The following is a 12600-nucleotide window of genomic DNA, read 5'->3' as shown; positions in this document are numbered from 1 at the left end:
CGCGTCGGGGCACCACCGCCTCCTCGTCCCCGGACCACAGGAAAGGACGGGCCGCGCATGGACGCCCTCGTCTCCCAGCTCTTCGCCGGGCTCAGCCTCGGGTCGGTGCTGCTGCTCGCGGCGCTCGGGCTCGCGCTGACGTTCGGTCAGATGGGCGTCATCAACATGGCGCACGGCGAGTTCATGATGGCGGGCGCGTACACCGCGTTCGTCGTGCAGGGCGTGATCGCCGACGCGGGCGTCTCGCTGCTCGTGTCGCTCGTCATCGGCTTCCTCGTCGGCGGGCTGCTCGGCCTGATCCTCGAGGTCACGCTCATCTCACGGATGTACACGCGGCCGCTCGACACCCTGCTCGTCACGTTCGGCGTTGCGCTCGTGCTCCAGCAGGCCGCGCGCGACGTCTTCGGGGCGCCGAACGTCGACGTGCGGGCGCCGTCCTGGCTGTCGGGCGCCGTCGAGATCCTCGGCGTCGGTGTGCCCAAGACGCGGTTGTTCATCCTCGCGCTGGCGGTCCTCGCCGTCGTCGCGCTGTCCCTCGCGCTGCGGTTCACGCCGCTCGGCCGGCGCATCCGCGCGACGGTCCAGAACCGCGACCTCGCGGAGACGTCGGGCATCTCGACGCGTGCGACCGACCGGCTGACGTTCTTCCTCGGGTCCGGCGTCGCGGGGGTCGCGGGCGTCGCGCTCACGCTGCTCGGGTCGATCGGCCCGACGCTCGGCACCAACTACATCGTCGACGCGTTCCTCGTCGTGGTCGTCGGCGGCATCGGCCAGCTCAAGGGCGCGGTCATCGCGGCGGTCGGGCTCGGGCTGCTGCAGGCCGGCATCGAGTACTCGACGACCGCCTCGATCGCCAAGGTGCTCGTGTTCGTCATCATCGTCGCGTTCCTCCAGGTCAGGCCGCAGGGCCTGGTCTCGGTCCGGACCCGGAGCCTCGCGTGAGCGCCCGGCTCGGCCCGCGCGCCCGCGTGTGGGGCGGCTTCCTGCTCGCCGCGGCGCTGCTGCTCGGCGTCGCACCCGCCGTCCTCTCGGACTTCCGGCTCAACCTGCTCGGCAAGTTCCTGTGCCTCGCGATGGTCGCCGTCGGCATCGGCCTCGCGTGGGGCCGCGGCGGGATGCTCACGCTCGGGCAGGGCGTGTTCTTCGGTCTCGGCGGCTACCTCATGGCGATGCACCTCAAGCTCGCCGACGCCGGCCCGGGCGGCGTGCCCGACTTCATGCTGCTGTACGGCGACGGGACCGTGCCGGGGTGGTGGGAGCCGTTCCGCTCGCCGGTCGTCACGATCCTGGCGGTCCTGCTGCTCCCGGCCGGTCTCGCGGCGCTCCTGGGGCTGGCGGTGTTCAAGCGGCGCGTCCGCGGCGCCTACTTCGCGATCCTCTCGCAGGCGCTCGCCGCCGCCTTCGCGATCCTGCTGATCGGCCAGCAGAAGGTCACGGGCGGCACCAACGGGCTCAACGGGTTCCGGGGCTTCTTCGGCTACGACCTGTCCGACCCCGTCAACAAGCGGATGCTCTACTACATCGCCGCGGTCGTGCTGCTGCTCATGGTCGCCGCCGTCCGGCTGCTCATGCGGTCCCGCTACGGCGAGCTCCTCGTCGCGGTCCGCGACCAGGAGAACCGCGTGCGGTTCCTCGGCTACGACCCCGCGCTCGTCAAGGTCGTCGCCTACACCGTCGCCGCCGCGTTCGCCGCGATCGGCGGGGCGCTGTTCACGCCCATCGTCGGGATCATCTCGCCCGCCGACGTCGGCGTCGTGCCGTCCATCGCGTTCCTCGTCGGCGTCGCGATCGGCGGCCGGGCCACCTTGCTGGGACCGGTCCTCGGCGCGATCGGCGTCTCGTGGGCCGAGACCAGCCTGTCCGAGTCGTTCCCGTCGTTCTGGACCTACTTCCAGGGTGCCCTGTTCGTCGTCGTCGTCGCGTTCCTGCCGAACGGCCTGGCCACGCTGGGTCAGGTCTGGCGGCGACGGCGCGGCGGGTCCGTGGCCGGGTCGGGGGACAGCGGCGATGACGCGGGTGACGCGGTGCTGCGGGACGCGCCGCGCAGCGACGACCACGAGTCCGGGGTCCACGACCCCGCCGTCAGCGGGAGGCACGCATGAGCACCGAGCGCCACGACGCCGCGCCCTCGACGCACGGGTCGACCGGCGGCGAGCCGGTCGACGGCGGCACGGTCGACGGCCGCACGGTCGACGGCGGCCCGCTCGACGGGCCTGTCGACGGCACGACCGGCCTGGACACCGAGGCGCTCGAGGCCGTCATCGCGGCTCCCGGCGAGCGCTTCCGCCACGACTACCTCGAGGTGCGCGACCTGCGGGTCGTGTTCGACGGGTTCGTCGCCGTGGACGGCATCGACCTCACGGTCACCCAGGGTGACCTGCGGTTCCTCATCGGCCCCAACGGCGCGGGCAAGACGACCGTCGTCGACGCCATCACGGGCCTCGCACCCGCGACCGGGTCCGCGCGGTTCGGCGGCGTCGAGCTCGTCGGGCGCGCGTCGCACCGCACGGCCCGTGCGGGCGTCGGCCGGACGTTCCAGACGGCGTCCGTGTTCGACGAGCTCACCGTGCTCCAGAACCTCGACATCGCCGCGGGCTCGTCGCGTCGACCGTGGTCGATGCTGCGACGCCGGACCGACGTGCCCGAGCACGTCGAGGCTGCGCTCGACACCGTCGGCCTCGGGCACGTGCGGGACCTGCCCGCCGGGGTGCTCGCGCACGGCCAGAAGCAGTGGCTCGAGATCGGCATGCTGCTCGTGCAGGACGCGCGCCTGCTGCTGCTCGACGAGCCCGTCGCCGGGATGTCGCAGTCCGAGCGCGAGCAGACCGGGCGCCTCCTGCAGCGCATCGGCGAGCAGCGGACGGTCGTCGTCGTCGAGCACGACATGGAGTTCCTGCGGGCGTTCGCGTCGTCCGTCACCGTCCTGCACCAGGGGTCGGTGCTGTCGGAGGGGTCCGTCGCGCAGGTGCAGGCCGACCCGAAGGTCGTCGAGGTGTACCTGGGCCGGGACGCCGGTGCGCGGGCGTCGGCGGCGACGGTCGCGGGCACCACCCCGGCGGCGGTCTCGTCGTCCGCGACGTCTGGCGGCTCGTCGTCCGCACCGCCGTCGGCGGGCTCGCCGTCGTCCGCGTCCTCGTCCGCATCGTCCACGGAGGTGTCGTGATGCTGGAGCTCACCGGGGTGCACGTCGGGTACGGACGGACCTCCGTCGTCCACGGCGTCGACGTGTCCGTCGCCGACGCGGGAGTGACCGCCGTGCTGGGCCACAACGGCGCGGGCAAGACGACCCTGCTGCGCGCCGCCGTCGGGCTGCTGCCCGTCCGGTCGGGCCGCGTCGCGCTCGACGGCGAGGACGTCACGCGCCTGCGCCCGCACCAGCGGGTCCGCCGCGGGCTCGCGTACGTGCCGCAGGGCCAGCAGTCGTTCGGGCAGCTCACCGCGCGCGAGAACCTGCAGCTCGTCGCCGACGGCGCCGGGTCGGCCGGCGCGTCGCGCGTGGACGACGCGCTCGACCTGTTCCCTGCGCTGCGCGGGCTGCTCTCGCGGCGGGCCGGGCTGCTGTCCGGCGGTCAGCGGCAGCAGCTCGCGATCGCCCGTGCGCTCGTCACCGGGCCGCGCGTCCTGGTCCTCGACGAGCCGACGGAAGGCATCCAGCCGTCCGTCGTGCAGGAGATCGAGGACGCCGTCGCGACGCTCACCGCGCAGCGCGGGCTCACCGTCCTGCTCGTCGAGCAGCACGTCGGCTTCGCGCTCGCCGCGTCCCAGCGGTACTACGTGCTCGAGTCCGGCCGCGTCACGAGCACGGGGGCCGGCGGGGCCGAGCAGGAGGCCGACGTGCGGGCGGCGATGGCCCTGTGACCGTCGGTGCGGACATGACGGCGGCAACGCGTGCTCGGGTCGGGGCCCGCATGACGACGGCCGCGCGTCCGAGGGTCGGCGACGGCAGGTCGGCGGTGCGTGTCGCAGCGCTCGCCGGGACCGCTTCGGTCGCGAGGGCCGTGGGCGGCGGGGGAGCGTCGCGCCCCGGACGTGTCGCGGGGGAGGACTAGGCTCCGTGAGCATGAGCACCGGCCTGACCGGCCCGTCCACCACGGCCGCCGACACGGCCACCGGCACGGTCGGAGCGACGCCCGTCGGGACCTCGGACGAGGCCGCCGCCGAGGCGCGGTCGCTGCGCGAGGTCGTCTACCACCGGCTCCGCGACGACATCCTGAACGGACGCATCTCCCCGCGCGAGCGGCTCACCGAGCCCAAGCTCGGCAAGGCCTTCGAGGTGTCCCGCACCCCCGTGCGCGAGGCGCTGTCCCGGCTGCTGTCCGACGGGCTCGTCGAGCGCACGGACTACGGGTACGCGGTCGTCGTCCCGAGCCTCGAGGACCTGCGCAACCTCTACGAGCTGCGCATCACCCTCGAGCTGCGCGGCATCGCGCGCGCCATCGAGAACCCGTCGGTCCGGCACGACGAGGCGGTCCTGCGCGAGGAGCTGGGTCGCTGGTACGTCCTGCGCGACGCGCCGCCCGAGCCCGACCCGTCGTTCGTGCTGCTCGACGAGCGGTTCCACCAGGCGCTGTCGCGCGCGTCGGGCAACGCGCAGCTCACCGACGCGCTCGTCACGGTCAACCAGAAGATCCGTGCCGTGCGCATGCACGACTTCGTCGAGACCGGCCGCATCGCGCTCACCATCGACGAGCACATCGAGATCGTCGAGCTCGTCCTCGAGCGCCGCCTCCCCGAGGCGCTGACCGCCCTGCACAAGCACGTCGGCGAGTCGCTCGAGGTCGTCATGGAGCGTGCCACCAGCGCCATGACCCGCATGGCCCTCGCCGGCTGACCTGCTGCGCGGCGTCGCCCTCGCCGCGTTCCTCTCTCGTCGGCGTCGGGCGACCCGGGGCTGGTGACCGGAACCAGCATCTCACCGGTACCCAGCCCCGGGTCGACAGATGCCGGGCACCCGGCGGCGTCCGGCGGGGGCGGCGAGAGCCGTCGTAACGCGACGTTTACGCGGGGCGGTGGGGTGGGAAACAAGCGGTTCGTAGCGTGCGGGATACCGGGGTGTATACACACCCGCCGATCGTGATCCGCCGCCGTCGAGGCTGCGGGTGCGGCCGGTCCGACGACCGCACCGGGGGACGCCGTGTTCGACACCCTGCTCGTCGCCAACCGTGGCGAGATCGCCGTCCGCATCCTGCGCAGCGCGCGCGACCTCGGCCTGCGGACGGTGGCGGTCTACTCCGACGCCGACGCGGCCGCCCCGCACGTGCGCCTCGCCGACGAGGCCGTCCGGCTCGGACCCGGCCCGGCCGCCGAGAGCTACCTGCGGACCGAGCTCGTCCTGCACGCCGCCGCCGAGACCGGCGCGGGCGCGATCCACCCCGGCTACGGGTTCCTGTCCGAGAACGCGGCGTTCGCCGCGCAGGTCGAGGCCGCCGGGCTGGCGTTCGTCGGGCCGACGCCCGCGCACCTGTCCGTGTTCGGCGACAAGCACGAGGCCCGCGAGGCCGCGCGCGCGGCGGGCGTGCCCCTCGTCGCGGGCTCGGGTCTGCTCGAGACCGTCGCCGACGCGCTCACCGCCGCCGAGGTCGTCGGGTATCCCGTCATGGTCAAGGCCGTCGGCGGGGGTGGCGGCATCGGCATGCAGGCGTGCGCCGACCCCGGCGAGCTCGTCGCCGCGTTCGACCGCGTGCAGCGCATCGCCGCGGCGTCGTTCGGGTCCGCGGGTGTCTTCCTCGAGCGGTACGTCGCCCGTGCGCGGCACCTCGAGGTGCAGGTCTTCGGCGACGGCGCCGGTCGGGTCGTGAGCCTCGGCGACCGCGACTGCTCGCTCCAGCGTCGCCACCAGAAGGTCGTCGAGGAGGCACCCGCCCCCGCGCTGCCGTCCGACGTCCGCGCCGCGCTCCACGAGTCCGCGCGGGCGCTCACGGCGTCCGTCGCCTACCGCTCCGCCGGCACCGTCGAGTACGTCTACGACGTCGACCGCGGCGAGGTGTCGTTCCTCGAGGTCAACACCCGCCTGCAGGTCGAGCACCCGGTGACCGAGGCCGTCACGGGCGTGGACCTCGTCGCGTGGATGATCCGGCTCGCGCAGGGCGACGCGTCGTTCCTCGACGACGTGCCCGACGCCGGACCGGAGATCCGCGGGCACGCGGTCGAGGCGCGCGTGTACGCCGAGGACCCGCGCAAGGACCACCAGCCGAGCGCCGGGCTGCTCACCGAGGTCGTCTACCCCGACCCGTCGACCGGGGTGCGCATCGACGCGTGGGCCGAGACCGGGCAGGAGGTCACGACGCTCTACGACCCGATGCTCGCCAAGGTGATCGTGCACGCCGACGACCGCGACGCCGCCCTCGCCGCGTCGGCCGCCGCGCTCGCGGGCACGCGCATGTCGGGCCTCCAGACGAACCTGCCGCTGCTGCGCGCCGCGGTCGCCGACCCGTCCGTGCGGGCCGCGACGCACACCACCGGCACGCTGGGCGGCGTCGTCGACGACGAGCCGCACATCGCCGTCGAGCGGCCCGGCGTCATGACCACCGTGCAGGACTGGCCCGGACGCCTCGGCCACTGGGACGTCGGCATCTCGCCGTCCGGCCCGATGGACGACCTGTCGTTCCGCCTCGGCAACCGCGCGCTCGGCAACCCCGAGGGCGCACCCGGCCTGGAGTGCACGCTCACCGGTCCGCGGCTGCGGTTCAGCCACGAGGCCGTCGTGTGCGTGACCGGCGCCGACGCGCCCGTCACCGTCGACGGCGAGCCCGTGCCGCAGTGGGAGCCGGTCGTCGTGCCCGGGGGCTCGGTGCTCGACGTCGGAGCGCCGTCGGGCGCGGGCCTGCGCACCTACGTGCTCGTGCGCGGCGGGCTCGACGTGCCGCTCTACCTGGGGTCGGCGTCGACGTTCTCGCTCGGCGGGTTCGGCGGCTACACCGGTCGGGCGCTCGCGCTCGGCGACACCCTGGTCCCGGCGGCGGTGGACGCCGAGGCGCCGCCCGTCGCGCCCGTCCCGCACGACGTCCGCCCGCAGCTCGTGCACGCGTGGGAGGTCGCCGTCCAGGAGGGCCCGCAGCCCGCGCCGACGTACTTCACGCCCGACGACATGCGGATGCTCTACGACGCGACCTGGCAGGTGCAGACGCACGCCAACCGCACCGGCGTCCGCCTCACCGGGCCGAAGCCGCAGTGGGCGCGACCCGACGGCGGCGAGGCCGGGCTGCACCCGTCGAACCTGCACGACAACCCGTACTCCGTCGGCGCGCTCAACGTCTCGGGCGACACCCCGATCCTGCTCGGGCCCGACGGTCCCAGCCTCGGCGGGTTCGCCTGCCCCGTGACCGTCGTCGCCGGGCACCGCTGGAAGATGGGGCAGATCAGGCCCGGCGACACCGTCCGGCTCGTGCCCGTCCCCGAGGCGACCGCCGACGCCCTGCGCGGGTCGGACGCCCTGCGCTCCGCGGCGTCCGTCCCCGGCGGTCTCGGGGTCGGCCCCGACGGCGACGACGGTGTGCTCGCCCGCGTCGCCGGCGACGCCGCCGACCCGCTCGGCACGCCCGAGGTCGTCTACCTGCGCGGCGGCGACGACAACGTGCTCGTCGAGTACGGGCCGATGGTGCTCGACCTCGGCCTGCGCATGCGCGTCCACGCGCTCGCCGAGGCGCTGCGGGCCCGCGACCTGCCCGGCGTCGTCGACCTCACGCCCGGCGTCCGGTCCCTCCACGTGCACGTCGACCCCGACGTGCTGCCCGTCCGCGCGCTCGTCACGGTGCTCGTCGAGCTCGAGGCCGCCCTGCCCGCGACCGCCGACCTCGTCGTCCCGAGCCGCCGCGTCCACCTGCCGCTGTCCTTCGACGACCCCGTCATCGCCGACGCCGTGCACCGCTACCAGGCGGGCGTCCGCCCCGAGGCGCCGTGGCTGCCGTCGAACATCGAGTTCGTCCGCCGCATCAACGGGCTCCCGTCGACGGACGACGTCTTCGACACCATGACGAGCGCCGAGTACCTGGTCCTCGGGCTCGGCGACGTCTACCTCGGCGCCCCGCTCGCCGTACCGCTCGACCCGCGCCACCGGCTCATGACGACCAAGTACAACCCGGCCCGCACGTGGACCGCCGCGGACACCGTCGGCCTCGGCGGGCAGTACCTGTGCGTGTACGGCATGGACTCGCCCGGGGGCTACCAGCTCGTCGGGCGGACCGTGCCCATCTGGTCCGGCCACCGGCAGCGCGGCGTCTTCGAGCCCGGCAAGCCGTGGCTGCTGCGGTTCTTCGACCGCGTCGTCTGGCACCCCGTCGGTGCCGCCGAGCTGCTCGAGCAGCGCGCCGCGTTCGCCGCCGGGCGGCTCGACGTCGAGGTCGAGCACGGCACGTTCTCCTACCGCGAGCACCTCGACCTGCTTGCCGCGCACGCCGACGACATCGCCGCCTTCCAGGCCCGGCAGGCCGCCGCGTTCGCCGAGGAGCGCGCCGCCTGGGCCGCCGCCGGGGAGCTCGACGCGCACGACGAGCCCGCACCCGACGCCGGGCCCGCCGGGGCGGGCCTTGCCGGGGTGGCGCAGATCGAGCTCGCCGACGGGCACGTGCTCGTCGAGGCCCCCATGGTCGGGAGCGTGTGGCGGGTCGAGGCCGCGTCGGGCAGCCAGGTCCGCGAGGGCGACCTGCTGGTCGCGCTCGAGGCCATGAAGCTCGAGCTCGGCGTCGTCGCACCCGCGGACGGGCGCGTGCTCGAGGTGCTCGTCTCGCCCGGTCAGCAGGTCGCGCCCGGCGCGCCGCTCGCGATCCTGGCCGTGGGCTCGTGACGGCACTGACGGTGTGCGTGAGCCGGGTGGTCGACCGTGCGCGGACGGCGTGCGTGACGGGGAGGGACGCGTGACGGTGGTGCAGCAGGCCGGGAGCGCGGCGACGACGGAGAAGGTGGACGACGTGGTGGACCTGGTGGGGGCGGGGGCGACGAGCGGCGGCGTCGCCGGCGCCGACGGTGCCGTGGTGGCGGGCGGTGCCGTCGGTGCCGTCGTGGTGGGCGGTGCCGATGGCGCCGCCGTGCGGCGTGTGCGCGCAGCGTTCGAACGGCTCGACGCGGTGGACCGGCCCGAGGCGTGGATCACCTTCGTGGACCGTGCCGACGTGCTCGCGGCGGCGGCGGAGGTCGACGCGCGCGTCGCGGCCGGTGCCGACCTGCCGCTCGCGGGCGTCGTGCTCGCGGTCAAGGACAACGTCGACGTCGCCGGCCTGCCGACGACCGCGGCGTGCCCGTCGTACGCGACGTCGGCTGCCGGACGCCCGGGACCGGCCGCGGTCACGGCGCCCGCGGTGCAGCGGCTCGTCGACGCGGGCGCGGTGGTGCTCGGCAAGACGAACCTCGACCAGTTCGCGACCGGCCTGGTCGGGACGCGCAGCCCGTTCGGCGCCGTCCGGCACGCGACGCTGCCCGACCGGGTGTCGGGAGGGTCGAGCTCGGGTTCCGCCGTGGCGGTCGCGCTCGGGATCGCCGACGTCGGGATCGGCACCGACACCGCGGGGTCCGGTCGCGTGCCCGCCGCGTTCCACGGGATCGTCGGCATCAAGACCACCGTCGGGCTCGTCCCGACCGCGGGCGTCGTGCCCGCGTGCCGCACGTACGACGTGGTGACCACGTTCACCCGCGACCTCGCGCTGGGCGCGCTCGCGACCCGCCTCATGGTGGGCCCGGACGCCGCCGATCCGTCGGGGCGCACGTGGCCCGCGGACGTGCGACTCGCGCTGCGCGCGACACCGGTCGTCGCCGTGCCGCGGCCCGAGGACCTCGCACCCCTGTCGCCGGGCTGGCGCGCCGCGTTCGACGAGGCGGTCGCGGCCGTCGTCGCGACGGGAGCCCGTGTCCGCACCGTCGACGTCTCGGCGATGCTCGACGCGGCCACGCTGCTGTACGACGGCGCGATCGTCGCCGAGCGCTACGAGGCCGTCGGGGCGTTCCTCGACACCGACCCCGTCGACGCCGACCCGACCGTCGCGGCGATCATCCGCGGCGGCCGCGACGTGCCCGCGCACGCCTACGTCGCCGACCGCGCCCGCCTCGACGCCGCGCGGGCGGACGCGCTCGTGGCGCTCGACGGCTGCGACCTCCTCCTGCTGCCCACGACGACCGAGCACCCGACGATCGCCGCGGTCCAGGCCGACCCGGTCGGGCTCAACCGCCGCCTCGGCACCTACACCAACTTCGTCAACCTCCTCGACCTCGCGGCCGTCGCCGTGCCCGCGGGCGAGGCCGACGGTGGCCCGTTCGGCGTGACGGTGATCGCCCGCGCCTTCGACGACCAGCTCGCCCTCGACCTCGCCGCCCGCCTTCTCACGCCCGTCCCGACCGCGACCTCGCCGACCGACACGCCCCCGCCCGCCCCCGCACCGTCGACGTCCGGTGCGCCCCCGGCCCCCCTCCTGGCCGCGCCTCTGGTCGTCGCACCGGGCGTGGACGTGCTCGTCGTCGGCGCGCACCTGCGTGGTCAGCCCCTCAACGGCGAGCTCGAGGACCTGGGCGCGCGATTCGTCGCGAGCGTGCGCACCTCGGACGCCTACCGGCTCGTCGCCCTCGACACGACCCCGCGCAAGCCAGGCCTGGTCCGCGTCGGCCCGGGCCACGGTGCACCGATCGCCGGTGAGGTCTGGCGCGTCGCGCCGGGCGCGCTCGGACGTCTGCTCGCCGCGCTGCCCGGACCGCTGAACCTCGGTCAGGTCGAGCTCGAGGACGGAACCTGGGTGGTCGGCTTCGGCTGCACCGCCGAGTCAGGACTCGCGGGCGCCGACCTGACCTGGGCTGGTGGCTGGGTGGCCGCCCTCCGCGCCGGAGCGTGACGGGCCCGCCCGTCAGTGCCGGGACGCGCCGCGGTCCCGGGCCGGGACGCGGAGGCCCGACGCCCGCAGGCGCCGGATCAGGTCGCCCGCGCTGACCTGCTGCGCACCCAGCGCGACCAGCTCGGTGATCCGCTCGTCGGGGACGTCGTAGTGGTCGAGGTCGAACGCGCGCCGGGGGAGCCCGGCGCGGGCGGCGAAGGCGTGCAGCTCGTCGAGCGAGGAGTCGCTGACGAGGTGCGCCCACGTCGTGCCGTGCCGGGGCCACAGCGGCGGGTCGACGAGCACGGTCACACGACCGAGCCTAGGTGCCCCGTCGTGCCACCGCGTCGTCGACCGCACCGCCGGGTGCGTGTCACGCGGGCCCTGTCGCTGCCGCTGCCGCTCGCGCTCCTGCTCGACACCGCTCCGGTCGCACGATCGCGACCGGAGACCGTCAGGCCGTGAACAGACGCGACGCCTGGGCCTCCGCGTCGGCGTACGTCTGCGCGGCGCTGTGCATCGCGGCGCTGATCTGGTCGAGCGCCTGCTCGAGCCTCGCCTCCGTCGAGGACCAGTTCGCGACCACGCCCGCGAACGCCGTCGCGGCGGAACCCCGCCACGTGCCCTGCAGGTCGGCGAGCTGCCGGTGCATCGCGGCGACCTCGCTGCGGATCGACGCGGCCCGTGCCTGCACCCCCGCGGCGGCCTGTGCGACGTGCGCGCTGTCGACCTCGTACCTGCTCATGCGGACCTCCCGACTCCGACGGCCCCGCCCTCCTGGCGGGACCTCGTGCGGCACGACGCTAGGGAGCGGACGTCGGTCGTCGAACGGTCGAGGCGCGACGCGGTGCACGGACGTCAGGGAACCCGGGCTGTGGACGGCTCGACGGCGACCGCATGAGCGGGCGGGCCGACAGCGGTCGGCGGAGCCGGCGACGAGCGCACCAGGTGGCGCGCCCGTGCCTCCACGGGTCGGGGGTCGAAGCCCGGCTCCGCAGATGTCGCAGGTGTGCGTGTCCTACCGGTCGCCGCTGGACGCGCGGACGGCGGCCTGAGCGGCCGCGCCGTCGGACGCCTCGAGGGCCGCGGACTCGGCGTGCTGCGCCGCGAGGGCCTCGGCGTCGATCTTCGCGAGCTCCTTCTCCAGCCGCTGCTTCTCGGCGGAGATGTTCTGCCGCGCCGGCTCCTCCCACGCGGCACCGAGCGGGCTCGAGAACAGCGAGGGGCGTCGCAGCAGCTTGTCGAGGATCTTGAGCCGCGCGCGGACGTACGCCTCGACGGGCAGGTGCGAGTACTCGGCGCGCACGTCGTGCAGGTACGACTTGTACCGCTGGGGCTCGGCGGCGAGCATCGCGAGGTCCGCGTCGCACAGCACGGCGCAGTCGAAGTCGGCCGGGTCGGGCGAGTGCCGGACCAGCGCGACGACGAGGTCGTGCACGCGCCGGGTCGCGCGTTCAGGGATGCCGAGGCGGGTCAGCTCGTCGACGGCGAGCCGGGCGCTCGCGATCTCGTCCTCGCCGCCGCGGTTGGCGTACGCCTTGCGCTCGGCGGAGTCGAAGATCGCGCCGTGGTACCAGGCGGCGAGCCGCACGAGGTCGGGCTCGTGGGTCTCCTCGACGAGCTCGTCGACGCGGACGAGCACGTCGACCAGGTGCTTGAGGTTGTGGAAGTCGCGGCCGGGTGCGGACCACCTGTCGACGAGCGCCTGCCCGACGTCACGGATCTCCTCCGTCGTCGCTGTCGCTCCGGCCCCCTGTGCGCTGCGCTGGAACGCGGACAACAGCCACTGGGGTGCGTCATGGACGCCCAT

The 12600-nt window shown here is 75.0% G+C and carries 10 protein-coding genes; 7 read left to right on the top strand and 3 right to left on the bottom strand.

Features of this window, described 5'->3' with window-relative positions; all coding sequences use genetic code 11:
• The first annotated feature begins 57 nt into the window (after window positions 1–57).
• The 7 genes from urtB to atzF all read left to right on the top strand — a co-directional run bounded on the left by urtB (window position 58) and on the right by atzF (window position 10811).
• Entirely contained in the window at window positions 58–942 is an 885-nt protein-coding gene (gene urtB / locus KOV94_RS04390; protein ID WP_218051319.1) for an urea ABC transporter permease subunit UrtB, read from the top strand.
• The gene (urtC, locus tag KOV94_RS04385; protein ID WP_218051318.1) at window positions 939–2102 is read left to right on the top strand and encodes an urea ABC transporter permease subunit UrtC; all 1164 of its coding nucleotides are present in this window, start codon (window positions 939–941) and stop codon (window positions 2100–2102) included. The genes urtB and urtC overlap by 4 nt, the downstream gene beginning before the upstream one ends.
• Window positions 2099–3163, top strand: a complete 1065-nt coding sequence (gene urtD, locus KOV94_RS04380) for an urea ABC transporter ATP-binding protein UrtD (protein WP_225916102.1) — start codon at window positions 2099–2101, stop codon at window positions 3161–3163. Before urtC ends, urtD begins: the two co-directional genes overlap by 4 nt.
• Window positions 3163–3858: an urea ABC transporter ATP-binding subunit UrtE gene (gene urtE, locus KOV94_RS04375; RefSeq protein ID WP_218051317.1), complete on the top strand. Its 696-nt coding sequence runs from the start codon at window positions 3163–3165 to the stop codon at window positions 3856–3858. Before urtD ends, urtE begins: the two co-directional genes overlap by 1 nt.
• Before the next feature lie 202 nt (window positions 3859–4060).
• Complete coding sequence (locus KOV94_RS04370) at window positions 4061–4831, top strand: GntR family transcriptional regulator (protein WP_124342101.1); 771 nt, start codon at window positions 4061–4063, stop codon at window positions 4829–4831.
• 303 nt (window positions 4832–5134) lie between these two features.
• Complete coding sequence (gene uca / locus KOV94_RS04365; protein WP_218051316.1) at window positions 5135–8782, top strand: urea carboxylase; 3648 nt, start codon at window positions 5135–5137, stop codon at window positions 8780–8782.
• Between the two features lie 70 nt (window positions 8783–8852).
• Window positions 8853–10811 carry an allophanate hydrolase gene (gene atzF, locus KOV94_RS04360; protein ID WP_308160360.1) on the top strand — a complete coding sequence of 653 codons (1959 nt, stop codon included), beginning with the start codon at window positions 8853–8855 and terminating at the stop codon, window positions 10809–10811.
• Between the two features lie 12 nt (window positions 10812–10823).
• Here the strand turns inward: atzF and KOV94_RS04355 are convergent, their stop codons facing one another.
• The 3 genes from KOV94_RS04355 to KOV94_RS04345 all read right to left on the bottom strand — a co-directional run bounded on the left by KOV94_RS04355 (window position 10824) and on the right by KOV94_RS04345 (window position 12600).
• On the bottom strand, window positions 10824–11102 hold the full coding sequence (locus KOV94_RS04355; RefSeq protein ID WP_218051315.1) for a DUF4031 domain-containing protein: 279 nt from the start codon (window positions 11100–11102) through the stop codon (window positions 10824–10826).
• Between the two features lie 142 nt (window positions 11103–11244).
• Window positions 11245–11535: a WXG100 family type VII secretion target gene (locus KOV94_RS04350; RefSeq protein WP_124341363.1), complete on the bottom strand. Its 291-nt coding sequence runs from the start codon at window positions 11533–11535 to the stop codon at window positions 11245–11247.
• A gap of 273 nt (window positions 11536–11808) precedes the next feature.
• On the bottom strand, window positions 11809–12600 hold the full coding sequence (locus tag KOV94_RS04345) for an HD domain-containing protein (RefSeq protein WP_124341364.1): 792 nt from the start codon (window positions 12598–12600) through the stop codon (window positions 11809–11811).

Origin of the sequence: Cellulomonas algicola (assembly GCF_019024305.1) — a bacterium.
GTDB classification, from domain to species: domain Bacteria; phylum Actinomycetota; class Actinomycetes; order Actinomycetales; family Cellulomonadaceae; genus Cellulomonas; species Cellulomonas algicola.
This window is presented reverse-complemented; position numbering and strand designations above follow the sequence as displayed.